Annotated in this window: 19 protein-coding genes and 1 tRNA gene; 10 read left to right on the forward strand and 10 right to left on the reverse strand. The window is 63.6% G+C overall.

All coding sequences use genetic code 11. From position 1 onward, the window contains the following. Positions 1 to 16 precede the first annotated feature (16 nt). Together mnmA and ACZ2GY_RS11310 are read right to left on the reverse strand one after the other, a co-directional pair. A complete protein-coding gene (gene mnmA, locus ACZ2GY_RS11305) occupies positions 17 to 1,156 on the reverse strand; it encodes a tRNA 2-thiouridine(34) synthase MnmA (protein ID WP_277358334.1) in 1,140 nt (379 codons plus the stop codon). Between the two features lie 15 nt (positions 1,157 to 1,171). Further along, on the reverse strand, positions 1,172 to 2,380 hold the full coding sequence (locus tag ACZ2GY_RS11310; RefSeq protein ID WP_277358333.1) for a cysteine desulfurase family protein: 1,209 nt from the start codon (positions 2,378 to 2,380) through the stop codon (positions 1,172 to 1,174). A 149-nt stretch (positions 2,381 to 2,529) separates the two neighbouring features. On the opposite strand from ACZ2GY_RS11310, the gene folP reads away from it, so the two are divergent. Further along, positions 2,530 to 3,462 carry a dihydropteroate synthase gene (gene folP / locus ACZ2GY_RS11315; protein ID WP_471671917.1) on the forward strand — a complete coding sequence of 311 codons (933 nt, stop codon included), beginning with the start codon at positions 2,530 to 2,532 and terminating at the stop codon, positions 3,460 to 3,462. Then, the gene (locus tag ACZ2GY_RS11320; protein WP_471671918.1) at positions 3,459 to 4,205 is read left to right on the forward strand and encodes a pyrimidine reductase family protein; all 747 of its coding nucleotides are present in this window, start codon (positions 3,459 to 3,461) and stop codon (positions 4,203 to 4,205) included. Before folP ends, ACZ2GY_RS11320 begins: the two co-directional genes overlap by 4 nt. Here the strand turns inward: ACZ2GY_RS11320 and ACZ2GY_RS11325 are convergent. After that, a complete protein-coding gene (locus ACZ2GY_RS11325) occupies positions 4,202 to 4,900 on the reverse strand; it encodes a hypothetical protein (RefSeq protein ID WP_471671919.1) in 699 nt (232 codons plus the stop codon). The two genes, ACZ2GY_RS11320 and ACZ2GY_RS11325, sit on opposite strands and share 4 nt — an antisense overlap. 134 nt (positions 4,901 to 5,034) lie before the next feature. Then, positions 5,035 to 5,622: a pentapeptide repeat-containing protein gene (locus tag ACZ2GY_RS11330; protein WP_471671920.1), complete on the reverse strand. Its 588-nt coding sequence runs from the start codon at positions 5,620 to 5,622 to the stop codon at positions 5,035 to 5,037. 107 nt (positions 5,623 to 5,729) lie between these two features. Between ACZ2GY_RS11330 and ACZ2GY_RS11335 the strand changes: the two genes are divergently transcribed. The 5 genes from ACZ2GY_RS11335 to ACZ2GY_RS11355 all read left to right on the forward strand — a co-directional run bounded on the left by ACZ2GY_RS11335 (position 5,730) and on the right by ACZ2GY_RS11355 (position 9,574). Continuing rightward, positions 5,730 to 6,656, forward strand: coding sequence for a J domain-containing protein (locus ACZ2GY_RS11335; RefSeq protein ID WP_471671921.1), 927 nt, complete (start codon positions 5,730 to 5,732; stop codon positions 6,654 to 6,656). Positions 6,657 to 6,665: 9 nt separating this feature from the next. Continuing rightward, the gene (locus ACZ2GY_RS11340; protein ID WP_471671922.1) at positions 6,666 to 7,160 is read left to right on the forward strand and encodes a tRNA (cytidine(34)-2'-O)-methyltransferase; all 495 of its coding nucleotides are present in this window, start codon (positions 6,666 to 6,668) and stop codon (positions 7,158 to 7,160) included. Further along, on the forward strand, positions 7,157 to 7,954 hold the full coding sequence (locus ACZ2GY_RS11345) for a class I SAM-dependent methyltransferase (protein ID WP_471671923.1): 798 nt from the start codon (positions 7,157 to 7,159) through the stop codon (positions 7,952 to 7,954). The genes ACZ2GY_RS11340 and ACZ2GY_RS11345 overlap by 4 nt, the downstream gene beginning before the upstream one ends. Positions 7,955 to 8,151: 197 nt before the next feature. Then, complete coding sequence (gene sigK, locus ACZ2GY_RS11350; RefSeq protein ID WP_056549693.1) at positions 8,152 to 8,769, forward strand: ECF RNA polymerase sigma factor SigK; 618 nt, start codon at positions 8,152 to 8,154, stop codon at positions 8,767 to 8,769. Between the two features lie 16 nt (positions 8,770 to 8,785). Next, complete coding sequence (locus tag ACZ2GY_RS11355; RefSeq protein ID WP_471671924.1) at positions 8,786 to 9,574, forward strand: anti-sigma factor; 789 nt, start codon at positions 8,786 to 8,788, stop codon at positions 9,572 to 9,574. A gap of 55 nt (positions 9,575 to 9,629) precedes the next feature. Here ACZ2GY_RS11355 and ACZ2GY_RS11360 read toward each other — a convergent pair whose 3' ends face one another. From ACZ2GY_RS11360 to ACZ2GY_RS11375, 4 genes are all read right to left on the reverse strand, one after another. After that, entirely contained in the window at positions 9,630 to 10,388 is a 759-nt protein-coding gene (locus tag ACZ2GY_RS11360; protein WP_471671925.1) for a PIG-L deacetylase family protein, read from the reverse strand. Between the two features lie 2 nt (positions 10,389 to 10,390). Then, a complete protein-coding gene (locus tag ACZ2GY_RS11365) occupies positions 10,391 to 11,338 on the reverse strand; it encodes an electron transfer flavoprotein subunit alpha/FixB family protein (protein WP_277357598.1) in 948 nt (315 codons plus the stop codon). A gap of 42 nt (positions 11,339 to 11,380) precedes the next feature. Then, positions 11,381 to 12,199 (reverse strand): electron transfer flavoprotein subunit beta/FixA family protein, encoded by an 819-nt coding sequence (locus ACZ2GY_RS11370; RefSeq protein ID WP_277357599.1) that lies wholly within the window; start codon positions 12,197 to 12,199, stop codon positions 11,381 to 11,383. A gap of 128 nt (positions 12,200 to 12,327) precedes the next feature. Beyond that, entirely contained in the window at positions 12,328 to 13,776 is a 1,449-nt protein-coding gene (locus ACZ2GY_RS11375) for a S1C family serine protease (RefSeq protein WP_471671926.1), read from the reverse strand. A gap of 303 nt (positions 13,777 to 14,079) precedes the next feature. Here ACZ2GY_RS11375 and ACZ2GY_RS11380 point away from each other — a divergent pair, with 303 nt between their 5' ends. The 3 genes from ACZ2GY_RS11380 to ACZ2GY_RS11390 all read left to right on the forward strand — a co-directional run bounded on the left by ACZ2GY_RS11380 (position 14,080) and on the right by ACZ2GY_RS11390 (position 18,482). Next, positions 14,080 to 16,185, forward strand: a complete 2,106-nt coding sequence (locus tag ACZ2GY_RS11380; RefSeq protein ID WP_471671927.1) for a TPM domain-containing protein — start codon at positions 14,080 to 14,082, stop codon at positions 16,183 to 16,185. 52 nt (positions 16,186 to 16,237) lie between these two features. Continuing rightward, complete coding sequence (locus tag ACZ2GY_RS11385) at positions 16,238 to 17,005, forward strand: PspA/IM30 family protein (RefSeq protein ID WP_277357602.1); 768 nt, start codon at positions 16,238 to 16,240, stop codon at positions 17,003 to 17,005. Positions 17,006 to 17,093: 88 nt separating this feature from the next. Next, the gene (locus tag ACZ2GY_RS11390) at positions 17,094 to 18,482 is read left to right on the forward strand and encodes a cryptochrome/photolyase family protein (protein WP_277357603.1); all 1,389 of its coding nucleotides are present in this window, start codon (positions 17,094 to 17,096) and stop codon (positions 18,480 to 18,482) included. Here ACZ2GY_RS11390 and ACZ2GY_RS11395 read toward each other — a convergent pair. Further along, positions 18,451 to 18,975: a DUF6328 family protein gene (locus ACZ2GY_RS11395; protein ID WP_277357604.1), complete on the reverse strand. Its 525-nt coding sequence runs from the start codon at positions 18,973 to 18,975 to the stop codon at positions 18,451 to 18,453. The two genes, ACZ2GY_RS11390 and ACZ2GY_RS11395, sit on opposite strands and share 32 nt — an antisense overlap. A gap of 97 nt (positions 18,976 to 19,072) precedes the next feature. Further along, positions 19,073 to 19,146 (reverse strand) — tRNA-Met (locus ACZ2GY_RS11400). Positions 19,147 to 19,179: the final 33 nt, after the last annotated feature.

The following is a 19,179-nucleotide window of genomic DNA, read 5'->3' on the forward strand; positions in this document are numbered from 1 at the left end:
TGCGCAGTGCCCGTTCTCAGCGCGCCGCAGCAAGGTCAGGGCGCTCGAGCGAACGGGCCGAATCCAGCGTCGCCTGCCCCAACACGCGGGTTCCCTGATAGATGACGACCGTCTGCCCGGGCGCGACACCGCGCATCGGTTCAGTGAGCCGAACCACGAGACTCTGGCGGCCGTCGTCGTCGTACTCCACCTGCGCACGCGCGTCGACGGGATCACCGTGTGCACGTACCTGGGCCATGCAGTCGAATTCCTCACCGCTTTCGACGGCGGGGATCGGCAGCCCTGCCCACGACACCTTGATACCGCGCAGCTGGTCGACGGCGAGCATGCGCTCGGGCCCGACCACCACTGTGTTTTCCTTCGGACGGATCTCCAAAACAAACCGGGGCTTGCCATCGGGAGCCGGCCGTCCGAGCTTGAGACCCTTCCGCTGGCCGACAGTAAATGCGTTGGCGCCGGGGTGGGTTCCGATGGTTTCGCCCTCCACGTCCACGATGTTGCCTTCGCTGAGCTCAATCCGCTCCTCCAGCCAGCCGCGGGTGTCGCCGTCGGGAATGAAGCAGATGTCGTGACTGTCCGGCTTGTTGGCGACGGACAGACCGCGACGCTCAGCCTCTGCCCGGACTTCAGCCTTTGACGGCGTTTCAGCGAGCGGGAACATGGAATGCTTCAGCTGTTCGTGCGTGAGCACGCCCAGCACATACGACTGGTCCTTGGCCCAGTCGGCGGCCCGGTGCAGTTCGCGGCTGCCGTCGGCGTTCTCGGTGACCTTCGCGTAGTGGCCGGTGCACACCGCATCGAAGCCGAGGGCCAGCGCCTTCTCAAGCAGAGCCGCGAACTTGATCCGCTCGTTGCACCGCATGCAGGGATTCGGTGTACGCCCGGCGGCGTACTCGGCGATGAAGTCGTCCACGACGTCTTCCTTGAACCGCTCGGAAAAGTCCCACACGTAGTACGGGATGCCCAGGATGTCGCAGGCACGCCAGGCATCGCGGCTGTCCTCGATGGTGCAGCATCCGCGGCTGCCGGTGCGCAGGGTCCCGGGCATGCGTGAGAGAGCAAGGTGGACGCCCACCACATCGTGTCCCGCCTCCACCGCGCGGGCGGCCGCAACGGCCGAATCGACGCCGCCGCTCATCGCTGCGAGTACCTTCATTGTTGTGCGCTCTCCCTAACTGAAGCCTGTTCCTGCGGTCTGAATTGATGATGCGTGCCCTGACATGCCTGCCTTGCGTGCGCGTTGGTACGCTTCCGGCAGCGCGGCCACCAAGGCGTCAACGTCTTCCGGCGTCGATGTATGCCCGAGGCTGAAACGCTGTGCACCGCGGGCCTCGGTTTCGCTCAATCCCATGGCCAGCAGCACGTGTGAGGGCCGCGGGACTCCGGCGGTGCACGCCGATCCGGTGGAGGATTCCACTCCGGCCACGTCCAGCAGGAAGAGCAGCGAGTCACCCTCGCACCCTGGAAAGGTGAAATGGGCGTTGCCCGGCAACCGTTCACGTGCCGGCCCCCGGAGGATGGCCTCAGGCACAACCCGTTCGACGCCGGCAATCAGCCGGTCACGCAGTTCCGCCAGCCGTACGGATTCCCCGGGAAGGTGCGTGACGGCGTCGTCGGCTGCTGCTGCGAACGCCGCGATCCCGGCGGTATCCAGGGTGCCGGAGCGGATGTCCCGCTCCTGTCCGCCGCCGTGCTGGACGGGAGTGAGCTTCACCGACCGGCCGACGAACAACGCTCCCACACCTACCGGACCGCCGATTTTGTGCCCGCTGACGGCCATGGTGGCCAGCCCAGATTCGGCGAAGGAAACCGGCACCGAGCCGAACGCCTGAACCGCGTCCGAGTGGACCGGAATGCCGTGAGCTGCCGCGGCTGCTGTAATTTTGGCGATTGGCTGCAGCGCACCCACCTCGTTGTTCGCCCACATGACAGTGACCAGCGCAATGTCCTCCGCGCCGCCGTCGAGCTCCTGCTGGAGCGCGTCCAACCGGACGATTCCTTCCGCTGTCACCGGAAGCCAGGTGACCCGGGCGCCCTCGTGCCGTTCGAGCCATTCGACGGTGTCCTGGACAGCAGGGTGCTCGACGGCGCTGCAAAGGATCCGGGTCCGCTGCGGTTCTGCGTCACGACGGGCCCAGAAAAGTCCCTTGACAGCAAGGTTGTCGGCCTCTGTACCGCCGGAAGTGAAAATGACCTCGGACGGGTGCGCTCCGGCTGCCCGGGCCAGCGTCTCGCGGGCATCCTCGACAACCCTGCGGGCACGCCGACCGGAGCCGTGCAGCGATGAAGGGTTGCCGCTACGGCTGAGTTCGGTAGTGAGTGCGGCGAGCGCGGGCGCCGAGAGGGGCGTGGTCGCCGCGTGATCGAGGTACACGGGCACCCATCAATTCTACCGTCGGGCGCCATCAAAGCCGAACGGGCGCCGTTGAGTTGGCAGGACACGCCCCGAATAACCGCGCATAGAGGGTTTGTCCTGCCGAAACAACGGCTAGGCACTGGACTGTCAGGAACGACTGATAGAAATGAGCTGTGGAACAGACCCCCGTACATCCCGGCTCACCGCAGTTCGTTCCCCACCTGCTGCATGCCAGGCACACGTTCGGGCAGCGCGTCCTGGACTTCGACCGCCAGATCGCGCTCATGGCGATCATCAACCGCACTCCTGATTCCTTTTACGACGGCGGACGCACCTTCGCGCTCCAGGCGGCAGTCGATGCTTCCCTGCAGGCAGTGTCCGACGGCGCCGACTGGGTGGATATCGGCGGCGCACCCTTTGCCCCCGGTCCGGCTATCCCGGCTGCTGAGGAAGCCGACAGGATTGTTCCGGTGATCCGGGCAGTTCGAGACGCGTCCGACGTCGTCATCTCTGCCGATACCTTCCTCCCGGAAGTGGCGGAGCAGGCCATCAAGGCGGGGGCGAACGTCGTCAACGACACCACCGGCCTGCGTAACCGGGACCTCGCCGCGGTGGTTGCCGAGACCGGCGCGCACGTGATCATCACCCACAGCCTCGCCGAGCCGCGCACCGTACTTGGGCGGCCTGCCTACACGGATGTGGTGACGGAGGTGGCGGATTTCCTGGTTCGGCAGGTAGAGCTCGCTGTCATGCTTGGCATCAGCGAAGACCGCATTCTGGTGGACCCCGGCCACGACCTGAACAAGAACACCCTGCATTCACTCGATATCACGCGCCGGTTCGCCGAAATCGCTGGGCTCGGATACCCCACCCTCGCTGCAGTGTCGAACAAGGATTTCATCGGGGAGACGCTGAACCTGCCCAAGCCGGAACGAGTCGAAGGATCCATTGCCGCGGCCGTCATGTGCGCCGTTGGCGGAGCCCGAATCCTTCGGATGCACAACGTAACTGCGGCCCGTTCCGCCATCAATGTGGTGGAAGCAGCGATGGGCTGGCGTCAACCGGCCTATCTCCGGCACAACATGGGAGATGTCAACCAGCCTTGATCAATCAACTTCTGCCGCACAGCGCAGCCGACCGATCCGACGACGACCTGCTCGAGCTGTACGGTTACCCTGCTGAGCGCCCCTGGGTGCGGTTCAACTTCATCACCAGCCTCGACGGTTCAGCGACGCATCAGGGCGTTTCCGCACCACTGGGCAATGACGGCGACCGACGCCTGTTCGGTCTCCTCCGGCGGGTCAGCGATGTGATCCTGGTGGGGGCGGGGACCGTGCGCGCCGAGGGTTACGCAGGGCCTTTGGTCAGCGAGGAAGACAGCCGGTGGCGTACTGAGCAGGGACTGCCTGCCCATCCTGCTCTGGCGATCATTTCAGGAACGCTGGGGATCGAGCCGGACAGCGATCTGTTCAGGCTCTCTCCGGTCCGCCCCATCCTGGTCACGACCGCGGCCGCGGAGAAGGAGCGCGTGCGTTCCCTGTCGGAGGTTGCGGACGTCGTAAGTGCGGGTGCTGAGAGCGTTAGTGCGCGCACGTGCGTTTCACTGCTGAACGACCGAGGGTTGGGCCGCATTCTCTGCGAAGGCGGGCCCAGTATCTTCGGCGGTTTCCTTGCTGAGGATGCGGTTGACGAACTGTGCCTCTCACTCAGCCCGCTGCTGACCGGTGGCCAGGGCACGCATATCGCCGCCGGCGTTGGCAGCCCCGAGCTCCGTCAGTTGGCATTGGCGTCATTGCTGGAGTCCGACTCTGCCCTGTACGGGCGCTGGATGCGCGCCGACAATCGCTAACGCGGTGGAATCACCGAGATGCCGCTGCGTACTTCTTCGACGGCTGCAGCCAGTTGCTTGTCGGACGGACACGAAACGGTAAAGGCCAACCCAGTCCCCGTTGCCCCGAAGAGGCGCAGCGATACGATACTCGCGGGATCGTCGCCGGCTGCGCCCTGCTCATAGGTCAGGAACTCGATCGATGCCGTCGATTCCGCGGGCGACGCTCCCCATAACCAGTTCGTGGTCACGAGGTACTCCGGCAGGATGCTCGGGTCCAGGAACCGGAACAGCGCTTCGGTGGAGGCTTGGTCATCACCAGCGACCACCAGAGGGCCCTGTGGCGGTGTGGATCGCAATGACGCGGTGCACCCCGCGTCGCTGATGTACACAGACTCGCCGCTGACCAATGATTTCTCCTGCGCCCACCCCGGAACTCTCGACAACCCGTCCGAGAAGGCGACCGTGTCAGCTTCTTCAATGTAGCCGCCACGGTCAAACGTCATGTCATTACCGACGATGTCGGCGCGCGTCAGCGGCGGCAACTCCGAGGAACTCCCGGAGACGGCGTCCGAGGGCGCAGGCGCCGTCGTCGTCGGGCTGGTCGACGCGCTTTCGGCCGGCCTGACGGGCACCTCGATCCGGCATCCGGCGAGCAGCGGCGCAAGGAAGAAAAGAACGGCATATCTCAGAAGCGGCCGATCCCTCCATGCCATCGAAGCTCCCCCTTCCCGCACGACCGCGATCCTCCTGGATTTCAGAAAACCCTTGACAACACCGGCACCTACTCTAGCGAGGACATCTCACGCCGGCTCCCGGAAGGCCAATGGACTGAGCGCAAGCACAAGCTTCAACGGATGACTGCGCCGTGTGCCTCTGCGAGGGCGAGCGCCTGGGAGACGTCGACGACGGCGCCGCGGACATTGAAGTTCTCCGCATCGATCCCCTCAAGGGTGCTCCCGCGGAGGTCAGTGCCTTTCAGACGGGCGCCGCCCCAGGAGATGCTGGTGAGGCGGCAATCTCGGAACTCAGCGTCCCGGAGGTCCGTTCGGGTGAAGTCGGCCTCCGTGAAGTTCACGTCGGAGAAGACGCTGCGCTGCAGGTCGGCCCCCGCTAACGAGACGAACGACCAGTTGCCTCCAACCACCCGAATCGGTTTGAGGGAAGACCCAGTGAAGACGCTGCCCGTGAACTTGCAGCTTTCGAAGGTGGCATCGAAAAAGTTGCAGTGTTCGAACCGGCAATTGTCGAACGCGCTGTTGACATGGGTCGACACGTTGAACCTCACATTGCGGAAAACGCAACCGCTGAAGACGGAACCCTCGCTGCGCATTTCGGTGAAATCGCAGTCCGTGAAGCGCTGACCGCTGTGATCTTCGCGCTCGCTTCCGGTTGCGTACCAGTCCAACCCGCTGTGTACCTCGTTATTGCCCGCCATGCACCTGATGCTATCCGGCCATTTGCCGGAGGGAACGACACCGTTTACAGTCAAGCGCGGAACCTGCGAACACCGTTCCTGATCCTTCTTCGCCACGAAAGGCCACTATGGCAGCCCCCGACCGCACGTACTACGCCGTGCTCGGGGTGAGCAGAAGTGCCACTGCGAAACAGATCAAGGACGGCTACCGCAAAGCGGCCCGGACGGCTCATCCTGACCAGGGGGGAAACGCTGAGCTGTTCCACGAAGTGGCCGTGGCCTACGAGCTGCTTTCCGATCCGGAGCGACGCCGCCGCTACGACCGCACCCTCGGCGTCGAGGATCCGTTGCCCGGAGCGCGGCCGGCGGCCAGGCCGAAGCGGCAGCGAGCACAGGCACCCTCCGAAGCACATGCACAAGCCGCGCGCTACGAGCCCGCTTACGACGCCGGAACGCACCGTCCGCCGTTACCGCTCGCCTTGGCGCAACAACAGGTTCACGGTACGGCCCGCCAGCCCGGTGCCCTTGGCCGGCTTCGGCCGGGCACCACCGCCCGCTATGACGGTGAGCGGGCGACGGCCCGCCTCCTGGAGGCCGGCCTCCTTCCCGGTTTTCCCGGCGTCCGGCTTGTCAACGGGCTTTCGTTCGGAGGGGGTGCCGACGTCGGCCATGCGCTGCTGGCGGGCTACCGCATCGCCATAGTTGATTCCCTGTTGGCGCCGCCGGGGAATTACTCGTGGGACGGACACCGCCTGCGGCATCGCGGCCGCCATGCCGGTGATGTGCGGCTCACCGACACGGTGCGCAAGGTTCAGGATCTGTTCCCGGAGTGCAATGTCCGGGGATGGCTGGCTCTGCACGGCAAGCAGGACAACCCGTTCGAACCAATTGTGGACTACCCGCCCTCGCTGGATCGTTCGGCTCTCGTCTCCGTCCACGTTGCCAACGCCGGAACACTGCTTCGGGAGGTTCGGCGCTTCCTGTCCGAGGGCCCCCAACCCAATACAGTCCAGGTGCCGGTGCTCGCACGCTTGCTCGCCGCTGCCGGGCGCTAGGATTGCACAGTGTTCCGCATCCTCTTCCACACTCCAGAAATTCCCGGCAATACCGGGAATGCCATTCGTCTGGCCGCGGTCACCGGCGCTGAACTTCACCTCATCGAACCCCTGGGCTTCGACCTGGAAGACGCCAAGTTGCGGCGGGCGGGTCTGGACTACCACGACCTCGCCGTTTTGACCGTGCACCCTGACCTGGACGCCGCGCTCTCTGCTCTGGAGCCTGATCGGCTGTTTGCCTACACCTCCGAGGGCACCATCACGTACTCGGACATCCAATACCGTCCAGGCGACGTACTCCTGTTCGGTCCGGAGTCCGTGGGCCTGCCTCCCGAAGTGAAGAACCATGAAGCGGTCACCGCGAGGGTACGGCTCCCCATGCTCCCCTCCCGACGTTCGCTCAATCTGGCCAGCTCGGCATCCATCGTGGTGTACGAGGCCTGGCGCCAGCAGGACTTCAAGGGCGCCCAACTTTCACAATCCATGATGGAGGGCCGTTCGTGACCACGGTAGCTAACCTGTTCGACGACGGCGCCGAGCACTTCGAGCGCTTCGCTCCGGCCCTTTGGAACACCATGGGCAACGCAGTGGTTGCCGCCGCAGATCTGCACATCGGCCAGAGCGTGTTGGATGCCTGCTGCGGAAGCGGAGCGAGCACTATCCCCGCGGCCCAGGTTGTGGGCCCTGACGCGCGAGTTGACGCGGTGGATCTGTCCGCAGGGCTTCTGGCGCTGGCGGCTGCGAAGGCTTCTGCTTTAGGGCTGGACGCCGTCAACTTCACGAAGGCTGATGTCTCCGTGTGGGCCGCTGAACAGACCTATGATGCAGTGCTCTGCTGCTACGGGCTCTTCTTCCTCCCGGATATGGCCGCCGGCGCCCGGCATCTTGCGTCCCAACTGCGCAGTGGCGGCAAGCTTGCCATCAGCACCTGGCAGGACGGCGCCCACGAACCGTTTGTGTCGTTGCTGCGGGAGGCCTGCTTCGAAGAACAGCCTGACCTGCGCGATGCCCCGGTTCCTCCGCCACTTCGGCAAATGGCCGAAATATCCTCAGCCGAGAAGCTGCACTCTTTCCTGGAGACAGTCGGTTTCGGGTCAATCGAAGTGCACACTGCTCCTCTGCAGATCCCGCTGGATGCTGACCTTGCCTGGACCCTGGTGCTGGGGACGGGCTACCGGTTCCTGCTGCCTCCTGATACAGCGGGCAGGGAGCGAGTGCGCAGCCGCTTCATGGAAAAACTGGGCGACGAGCCGACCCTCAATGCCGACTCCCTGATCGCGGTGGCAATCCGTGAATAACACCTGATCCGCCGGACCCATCCACCGCCTCAGCCGCTTCGAACTAGAGGTGTTACCAGTTGTAGCGGATCGGGCACGGAAACCTGCAGAAACGGCGGTCGGGCATGGGCGGAGGAACAGTTGGGCGAAATGTCCTGACCCGCGCACGGGGTCATCATGTTCGGGATAGCCATTCCGGCGCTTTATGCTTGAAACCTATGGATACGCCACGTGTGAGCCGGATTAACCCAGCTCGATCAGACCCTGATCAGGCCGACGCGTCCTCTGGCGCCGCGCCTGACCTGGCTGGTCTGCTGGCTCGGATCGCCCAGCAGGACCAGAGCGCCTTCGCGGAGTTCTACGCCCAGACGTCCCGTCGGGTGTATGGACTGGCCCGGCGCGTTCTGATTGACCCGGAGCTGAGCGAAGACACAACGCAGGAGGTTTACCTGCAGGTGTGGAACATGGCGGACCGGTTCAACGCGGACGCGGGCAGCCCCATGGCCTGGCTTATGACCCTGGCCCATCGCCGCGCGGTAGACAGGGTGCGGTCCGAACAGAGTTCCACTGACCGCGAAGCCCGGTACGGCGCAGCCATGCAGGTCAAGGACCATGACGACGTCGTTGACACCGTCACGCAGCGGCTGGAAGCAGAAGCGGTGGTCCGGTGCCTGGAGACCCTGACCGGCACGCAGCAGGAGTCGGTGCGCCTCGCCTATTACGGCGGGCTGACGTATCGGGAAGTGGCAGAAAAGCTCGGCGTGGCGGTACCCACCATCAAGTCGAGAATCAGAGACGGATTAATCCGGTTGAAAACATGTTTGGGGGTGAACTGAGATGCAGGACAAGGATATGAAGAAGCAGTTTGCAGATGATCTTCGGCAGGACCTGGCCGGCGGCCTGGCCGCCGAGTGGGCTGAGATGTATGCCCTGGATGCTGTGAGCGAAGAGGAGCGCGCCACACTCGAGGACTACATCTCAGCTGCCTCTCCTGAAACCCGTGAGGCGTTCAATGCGCGGGTTCGGTCCACACGCGAGACATTGGCGCAGGCCTATGCAACACAGGAGGACGAACCGCCCGCTGACCTTTTTGCGCGCATCGTCGCGAACTTGCCGGCCGAGGAAGTGTCTTCACCGGCTTCCCCCGTGACCGGCGCTGGGGATGAGCTGGCAGCACGCCGCAGCGCCCGCCGAACCCAGTCACCTGCTGGTCGCTGGTTGCTTGCAGCAGCGGCTGCGGTTGTCGTGGCGGTGGGCGGTGTGACCGTGGCGCAGAATTTGCAGCCTTCCTCTATCCAGGAGCAGGTCCTGCAGGCCGGGGATGTCCAACGTGAACAAATCGCGATCGGTGACACAGGCACTGCTGAACTTGCGTTCTCGGAGTCGAGGGATGCCGCCGTCGTGACCCTCGATGATGTACCGGCCCCACCGGAGGGCAAGGTGTACCAGATGTGGCGTCTTCCTGCCGACGGCGCATCGCCGGAATCGCTGGGAACCATGACCGGCGAGGACGTTGCGCACACCGAGCTCGAAATTGAAGGCATCCGAACGTACAGCGGCCTCGCAATCACCGTCGAACCGGAGGGCGGCTCTGAAACGCCTACCCTCCCGATCGTCGCGCAGATCCCCTTCGACGCCTGAGAGGGAACCCTGGGATGGGCTCCGCGCTTCAGCCGGACTGCCCATCCCGCGCCTGTCAGAACCCGGCGATCGTAGCTTCGGTGTTGACCGGAACCACCTGAAAGACCTCGGCGCTTCGGTCCGCGGCAAGACCGCCGCGCTGTGCATTAGCGGTCAGGAACGCGCGAACAGTGTTGTCCATCCGCTCAAGGTCGGGGTGCTGGCTGGCGTGGAAACGTAACGCCCGCATCTTGTCTTCCACATGGTCAGTCACATCGACGAAGTGGTTTTCGAGCTGCGTGGGACCACCGAAGAACCAGAGCCAGGGCACGCGATACGCGTCCAGTCCGCGCGCAGCGAGATCGGGGAAAGCATAGGGATTCTCCACAGCGGGATAAATCGCGCGGGTGACGGCCTCGCCGCATGCCAGGTGGTCCGGGTGGCTCTTCTGGATGCGCTCCCAGTTCCGCTCAGGGTGCATGGACAGCACGATGTGCGGCCTGACACTCCGGATGAGCTCCACGACGCCGGCCACCAGTTCCAGGCTCGGTTCCAGGTAGCCGTCCCGGTACCCGAGGAAATGCACCGTTTCGACGCCGACCAGCCGGGCGGCTGCCCGCTGCTCCTTTCGCCGCCGGTCAACTATGTCCGGACGATGCTCATCGGAGAAGCCGCCTGCGTCGCCATCGGTCATGATGCAGTATTCAACGACGACGCCGGCCGCGGTCCACTGAGCCACGGTGCCCGCTGCGCCAAAATCAATGTCATCGGGATGCGCTACGAAACAGAGAACCCGGCTTACCCCGTCTTCCGGCCGTTCAGGAACGTCTGGCATGTTCAGCTCCTGCGGTTGTTGATCTCTGCCGTCGCCTGCGGCAAGACAGTTGACAGGTCACCCACGATGCCGAAATCCGCGATGTCGAAAACCGGGGCGTCCGGGTCCTTGTTCACTGCCACGATGACCTTCGCCGTCTGCATGCCGGCCTTCTGCTGGATGGCGCCGGAGATGCCCGCGGAGATGTAAAGCTGCGGGGAGACCGTCTTGCCCGTCTGGCCGATCTGGGCTGAATGATCAATCCAGCCGGCATCCGTAGCGGCCCTCGACGCACCCACAGCACCGCCGAGCGCGTCGGCAAGTTCCTCGACCGGTCCAAAGTTACCGTCCACTCCCCTGCCCCCTGCCACCACGATGCGTGCTTCGTCCAGCGACGGTCGGCCACTCACGGCCCGTTCGGAACGTTCCGTAATCCGTGCTGCGTGGCTGGGCACTGCGACGTGCACCCGGCGAACCTCGGGGCTGGAACCGCCCTGCACTGTTGCGATCTCCACGCTGTTGGCCTTGACCGTGATGATCGGGCACCCGGTGGTGACGGAAGCGTTCACCGTGTAGGAGCCTGCGAACACCGACTTCGTGACACTGAAGTCCTCGCCCACTGCGATGGCATCCGTGATGACACCTGAAGACAAGCGGATTCCGACCCGCGCAGCGATCTCCTTGGCTTCGAACGTGTTGCCAAGGAGCACTGCATCAGCTTTCGCCTCCACCGCTGCGGCTGCCAGAAAAGCCGCCTTGCCCGCCACGAGCACGTCACCGAGCCCGTCCTCTGCAGGCTGATACAGCACGCCGGCCCCGTGAGCGCCGAGTTCTGCCGAAACACCGTCCGTCAGCACTCCACAGAGTGCAACCACCGGCTCGCCCAGCATTCCAGCAAGGGTCAACAGCTCACGATCGGTCTTGTGCAGGTGCTCACCGGGCGTGTCAATGTAAACGAGGACATTTGCCATTCCAAAGGCTCCTTGAGAAGTGGTTGGCTGGGATCGCTGCGCTCAGAGCAGCTTTTGCTCAGCGAGGAAATCAACCAGTCGCCGACCGGCATCGCCCTCGTCGGTGATGATGACGCCCTGCGAGCGTGGAGGACGCTGCTGCGCCTGCTCGACCCGCGTCCACGCTCCGCTGAATCCAACCTCGGAAGCATCGAGTCCGATGTCAGCAAGGGTGAGGGTGGTGATCGGTTTTTTCTTGGCTGCCATGATGCCCTTGAAGTTCGGGTACCGCGGCTCATTGATCTGGTCCGTCACCGACACCACGGCGGGCAGCGTACTCCTGACCGTCTCAGCCACATTGTCGCTTTCCCGGCGGGCGATCAATTGGCGGCCGCCGTCGTCGTGCGTGAGCTCAAGGCTGGACGCGAAGGTGACCTGGGGCAACTGCAGCAGCTCTGCGAGCTGCGCTGGAACCAGGGAGGTCTCACCGTCCGTGGAGGCCATGCCCGTCAGTACCAGATCCGCAGTGCCCAGATGGCGTACGACGGCGGCGAGCGCGCGTGAGGTGCCGGAAGCATCCGAGCCGGCGAGGGCATCATCACACAGGTGGATGCCCTCGTCTGCGCCGATTTGCAGTGCCTTTTTCACGGCGTTCACGGCGGCTGGGGGGCCCATGGTGACCGCCATGACGCGGTGACCGTTTCCGCCCTGTGCTTCAACAAGCTGCAGTGCCGCTTCGAGGGCGTACTCGTCGAGTTCAGACAGAATACTCTCGGAGCGATCGGTGGTGCGGTGCTCGCCGTCGAGATGACGGTCGAACTGGGTGTCCGGTACGTGCTTGACCAACACCGCGATATTCAGCGCGGGAATTGCCTCGTCCATTGCTGCCTTTCCTTCGGCCCATTGCTGCCCGCAGACAAGCTAACCACAAAGGTGTCCTGATCACAGCAGGAATATGACGCAGCGGCAGTCCCCTCGAGAGGGAGCTGCCGCTGCGTGAATCCACCGGGTCATGCCGGCGACTGACCAACCGTTACATCGAGCGTCAGGGTCTCTTCGCCACGGACGAGTTCGATCTGCGTGGACTGCCCTTCAGCGAGCATCCGGACGGCTGCGGTCAGGGCCTGTGGGTCCTCGATCGGCAATTCACCCACCCGGGTAATGACGTCCCCTTCCTGGAAGCCCGCGGTCTCGGCTGGGCTGCCGGGCTCTACGGACTGCACCTGCGCACCGACCGAGAAGGAGCTGGCTCCCGCCGCGCTGTCGGATGCCGCTGCGCCGACGCTCACACCGAGGAACCCGTGCGTTGCTTCACCGTTGGCAATGATCTCTTCCGCTACGCGCTGGGCATAGTTGATCGGGATGGAGAAGCCGACACCGATGTTGCCGGCGCTCTCCCCGGAGCCTGCCGACGCGATCGCGACGTTGACTCCGATGATCCGACCCTGCGAATCCACCAATGCACCCCCTGAATTACCCTGGTTGATTGCGGCGTCTGTCTGGATCACGTTGAGGTAGATGGAGCCCTGGGATCCCGGCTGCGGCGCCTGGGAACCATCAGGCGGGAGGAAGTTGAATCCGTCTCCCGGGGCCTGTTCCGGAGCATCTGACTGTTCTTCAGGAACGGCCGACGACTGTACGCTGATCGTCCGGTTGAGTGTCGAGACAATGCCGTCCGTGACGGTGCCGCTCAGCCCGAGCGGAGCGCCGATTGCTATTGCAACATCACCGACGTTCAGTTCCGACGAATCAGCGAGGGTGGCCGGCTGAAGGTCCGGCGCATCGATCTTGATCACAGCCAGGTCCGAGAGCGGATCAGTGCCCACTATCTGAGCCTGGAATACCCGTCCGTCGTTCGTGCGAACTTCAACGGCAGGGTCCGCAACCTGGCCTCCCAGGGTGACGACGTGCGTGTTGGTGAGGATGTGGCCCTCAGCGTCAAGAATGATCCCTGAACCTGAACCGCCTGACCCGCCGCCGTTCACGGAGATGGTGACGACGCTCGGTGAAGCTTTGGCTGCGGCGCCGGTAATCTCGTTGACGCTTTCGGTGTCATTAACCACAACAGACTGGGCCTGGGACGTGCCGTTGTTGGGTCCCTGGTTGCCCGTCTCCAGCAGGGCGTCTGCTCCGACGGCCACTCCTCCGCCGAGAAGACCGGCCACGAGCATCCCGGTCAGGAACGTACCGGATCCAACGCGCTTTACGGGCCCACGCTGCTTCTTCCCTTGGCCCGCTGGCCGCGCATACGGACCATACCCGAAGGAAGCACCCTGCTGGTGCCCGCCGGCTGCGTGAGTTTCGGGCCCGTTCCCGACCGAATGATATGGGTCCGCCGTCGGTGCGGTGATCGGCTGGTGCTTCTGTTGCGCCGCGGGGAGGTTGGGGTTGTGGCTGGGCGGATTAGTTGGCCGTGGAGGAAGCGGTCCGTTGTAGGAACCGGTTGTGTTCTCGGTCATCGGTTGTCCTTTCACTGATGCTTCTAGAACTATGGCAAAGCAATCTGTACCCGCGACTGACGTTGCCTGTACGGCGGCTGTGAGCCCACCGGACGACCTCGTTCTTCATTCTCCCGCAAATGGGAAAAAGCCGGTTACGGTGCAGGTCCTGGAGCGGTTTCGCTCGCGGCATAGCCCACCCGGTGGACTGCCCCCAGAGCGCACCATAGAATCGCAGTCAGGCGAACCCGGGGGATCTGTGCCTTGCCAACGGCTGTTCGCCAGTTCCCGGAGCGCCCGGCGGACACTGCTGAAGGGTTGTGAATGAAGTCGAGCATTGCACGCATCTGCTCCGCCGTGGGTGTAGGAACAGCCGCCCTGCTGAGCCCTTTGGTTGCCGCTCCCGCCTATGCCGTAGATCCTGTTGATTTCAATTCCCAAACGGTGGTTGACCAGGCGGACGTCCTCTCTGATTCCGAACAGCAAGAGGTTGAACAGTCGATCGAACAGCTGCAGGCTGAGCACGGCTACACCCTGCATGTCGCCTACGTTGACTCCTTCACCAACCCGTCGGACGCCAAACAATGGGCGATAGCCACTGCCGAGACCAGTAGCTTGCAGGCTGACGATGCAATCTTTGTGATCGGCGTCGACGATCGGACAGGCGGCCTCCTTGCGGACAGTTCGAGCGTTGTGGATGACCAGTCGAACGGGATCTACCAGAGTTTCGCCGTACCGGAATTGGAGAACGACGACTGGACGGGCGCTGCTGTCGCTGCAGTCACCGGGGTTGATCAGGTTCTCGACGGCGGCACCGTCAGCCCTGCCGGAACGTCCGGTGACGGAGGAGGAGGTTCGTTCCTCTTCATCGGAGGCCTGCTCGTCCTGGCTGGTGTGGGTGGATACTTCTATCTCCGGTCGAAGCGCCGTAAGCCGGACGCACAGGAGCAAAACCGGCACCCTTCAGAAATCGAGTTCGGACCCGGCCGCGGGGCCGACGGTCAGGTTCTGGATCCGTTGGCTTCACTGAGCGTGGAGGACCTGCGGCTTCGCGCGGGAAGCCTGCTGATAGCAGCGGACGACGCCATCAAATCAAGCGAGCAGGAAGTCGGGTTCGCGCAGGCCCAGTACGGCGATGAAGCAGTCAAGCCGTTCGCGGCGGATATCACCGCAGCGAAGGCCCATATGAGCGAGTCATTCAAGCTTCAGCAGCAGCTTGATGACCACATTCCGGACACAGAGGAAGACCAACGGAAGTGGCTTGGTGACATCATCCGCCGGTGTGAGTCGGTTAATGCCAGCCTGCAGGAGCACAAGGCAGATTTCGACGCCCTGCGGAAGTTGGAACGCAATGCTCCGCAGGCCCTGTCGGATGCACAGGCTTCCGCGAACGATGTCGGAACGCGGCTGAACGCGGCTGAACGTACGTTGCGAGAGCTCCAGGGACGGTACGCTATCTCGGCGACCGCGCAAATCGAGGACAACGTGGTCCAGGCGCGCGAAAGGCTGCAGTTCGTTGACAATGCCGCTTCCACAGCACAAAGGCATCTGTCCGAGGGCAACACCGGTGCCGCCGTCGTCGCCGTCCGAGCCGCCGAAGAAGGTGTCCACCAGACCAAGGTCCTGCTGGAAGCCATCGATCGCCGTGCCACGGAACTGGACACTGCCGAACGCGAAATGGAACGGGCCGTCTCGGATGCGGCCCAGGATGTTGCGCAGGCCCAGGCCATGGTTGCTGCCGGCTCCAACCCTGAACTCGCCGGCCCGGTAGCAGGCACAACGGCAGCGTTGGAATCGGTGAAACGGGAGATCGCGTCGGGCAAGATAGACCCCGTGGCGCTCCTCCAGCGAGTCGAGACTGCGCATACGCAGCTCGACGCCGCCATCGGCGGAGTCCGTGATCACGCAGAACAGACCCGCAGGGCACGCGAAAGCCTGCAGCACACCATCATGGCCGCCCAATCACGGATCTCAGGTACGGCGGACTACATTCGTGCCCGGCGCGGCGGCGTGGGCAGTGAAGCCCGGACTAGGTTGGCGGAGGCGGAGCGCAACCTTGACTATGCGATGCGCATCCAGTCGGATGACCCGGTGACGGCGCTCTCCCATGCCCAGCAGGCTGTCGCTTTGGCCGAACAGGCCGGTCAGATCGCGCAGAGCGATGTGGACGGCTTCGGTGGACGTATGGGCGGCTTTGGAGGCGGCGGTATGTTCGGCGGCCGCGGGGACGGCATGGGCGGCGCACTCCTCGGCGGCATCCTCATTGGTTCCATCCTCAACGGAGGCGGGCACGGCGGAGGATTCTTCGGCGGCGGCGGCGGGTTCAGCGGAGGCGGTGACGCCGGCATGTTCGGCGGCGGCGGATTCGGTGGTTTCGATGCCGGTGGCGGCGGATTCGGTGACTTCGGGGGCGGCTTCGGAGATTTTTAGGTGAGCGACCTCAACAGGCAGTGAACTACTCAGGAAGATCGAAAGGTAACCCATGGTAAAGCAATCAATTTTCGGACGTATCGCAACACTGGCGAAGGCCAACATCAACGCAATGCTGGATCAGGCTGAAGACCCGCAGAAGATGTTGGACCAGATGGTCCGCGACTACTCGAACAGCATCGCCGAAGCCGAAAGCGCGGTGGCCCAGACCATCGGTAATCTGCGCATGCTCCAGGAGGACTACAACGAGGACCGAGAGAACGCCCGCAACTGGGGCAACAAGGCGCTCGCGGCCTCCAAGAAGGCCGACGAGTACCGTTCGTCCGGCGATGTGCCTGACGCGGAGAAGTTCGACAATTTGGCCAAGGTTGCTATTCAGCGTCAGATCACCGCTGAAAATGAGGCCAAGGGCGCAGAGCCCACGATCGCGTCTCAGACGGAAATTGTGGAAAAGCTCAAGACCGGGCTGAACCAGATGAAGGGCAAGCTCAACGAACTGACCAGCAAACGCGATGAGCTCATTGCGCGTTCACGCACGGCCGCAGCACAGGCGCAGGTGCATGATGCCATGAAGAGCATCGACTTCATGGACCCGACAAGCGAGGTAGGGCGTTTCGAGGAGAAGATCCGTCGTGAAGAGGCTCGCGTTCTCGGTCAGGCAGAACTTGCCAATTCGAGCCTTGACGCCCAGTTCGAGAGCCTTGAGGACCTCGGCGAGCAAAGTGAGATCGAGGCACGCCTCGCCGCCCTGAAATCAGGCGGCTCCGGAGCCGAGGCGCCCTCTGCCATCGAGCAGGGTGCGGACAGCCCGAAATACTGATTCACCACTCGGCATACGGCGGCGGTTCGAGCCTCGAACCGCCGCTGCTCCCGTTAAAAGTTCGCCAAGCCGCCGGTAGATTGGCTTTATGGCTCTGACCCTGGTGTGGCTCCGCGACGACCTGCGCATCGCAGACAATCCTGCCCTGCACGCTGCTGCAGAGCGTGGCGACGTCGTCGTCTGTTATGTGCTCGATGAAGTGAGTGAGGGAATTCGGCCCCTGGGCGGCGCCAGCCGCTGGTGGCTCCACAACTCGCTGTCCTCGCTCCGCAGTGCATTCGAGGATCAGGGGATTCCACTGGTGCTCCGATCAGGTCCCGCAGCGGACGTGATCCCCCGCCTGATCGAAGAGTCCGGGGCGGATGCTGTCTTCTGGAACCGCCGGTATGTGCTCGCTGAGAGAAACGTTGACGCTGCACTCAAGGGTTCCCTCAGCGACGAGGGGTACCAGGTGCACAGCTTTCAGGCGAACCTGTTGTTTGAACCCTGGGAAGTCACGACGGGCAGCGGCTCCCCGTACAAGGTCTTCACCCCCTTCTGGCGGGCGTGCCGTAACCGTCCCGCGCCACGGGAACCCCTTGATGGACCGACAGTGCTGCGCGGTCCGAACGTCGACTCGGAGGACCTCGACGAGTGGCGCCTCCTCCCCGACACGTTCGACTGGGCAGGTGGCCTCAGACAGACGTGGACGCCCGGAGAGCTGACAGCGCAAGCGCTCCTCGATCGCTTCGTGACCGGCACAGTTGACGGATACGCCGATGCCCGCCAGCTGCCTGACGTTGAGGGAACCAGCCGCCTCTCCCCGCACCTGAGGTTCGGCGAGATCAGCCCATTCCAGGTCTGGCACTCTGCCCGGGCCGCATCCACCTCCGCGACCGCCAGTGACCTCGCGATCTTCACCCAGGAACTCGGCTGGCGTGAGTTCTGCTGGCAGTTGCTCTACCACCAGCCACGTCTGGCCACAGAGAACTACCGACCGCAATTCGACGCCTTCCCGTGGCAGCAACCGGACTCCGACGAACTTGATGCCTGGCAGTATGGGCGAACCGGTTTCCCTTTGATCGATGCAGGCATGCGTCAGCTTTGGCATACCGGATGGATGCATAATCGGGTTCGTATGGCGGTCGGTTCGTTCCTTGTGAAGAACATGATGGTGGACTGGCGTGTGGGCGAACAGTGGTTCTGGGACACCCTGGTGGATGCGGATCCAGCCAACAACGCGGCGAACTGGCAATGGGTGGCAGGCTCCGGCGCAGACGCCGCACCCTACTTCCGGATTTTCAACCCCGTCACGCAGAGCAAGAAGTTTGACCCGGACGGCGGTTACCTTCGTCGATGGATTCCGGAGCTGCGCTCCGCGCATAAAGTTCATGAACCCTGGACGGATCTACCGGCCGGCTATCCTCCGCCGCTGCTGGACCTGAAAGTCTCGCGCGAACGGGCGCTCAATGCGTATCAGGACCTTCGCCAGGACTGACTTCCTTCATCGACCGACGTTTGAGCACCTGCGGTACGGCCACCCACAGCGCCAGAATCGTCATGGACAGACCGATGGCGCTCACCGTTCCCGCCGTCCGGCTCAACACGATGTCGAAGACCAGACCGGTTGTTCCAACGAGGACGAGGGCCACGAGGACCATTGTGGTCCTCAGGATGCGATGGGCATGGCGTACCAAAGCCTCCTTGATGCGCAGCCGGAAGAAGGTCCGGTGCAGGATCACAGTACCGAGCAGCAGGGCCGTGATCAGGGCGGACAACACGACGAGCACGAGATAGACCGCGATCTGAAATGAGTCCAGCTCCGTGAAACGCGACTGAAACGGCAGTGTGAGCAGGAAGCCGGTGAGAATCTGGATACCGGTCTGGAGTACACGAAGTTCCTGGAGTATCTCAAGCCAGTTCCGGTCAACACGCTGGAGCGCCGTCTCCCCGCGTTCCTTATCCTCACCCACAGCGCCCTGCTCGATCATGGACATAGTGTAGGTGAGCCGGGCACGCAAAAGGGCGCAATGATGCGGGAATGACGAAGGTCCCGGAAGCCAAGCTTCCGGGACCTTCGTTTTCTAGTTGCGGGGGCAAGATTTGAACTTGCGACCTCTGGGTTATGAGCCCAGCGAGCTACCGAACTGCTCCACCCCGCGGCGTGATTACTACTCTACCCGCCGCGGGGGCGG

Source organism: Arthrobacter sp. KKT183, assembly GCF_055657625.1.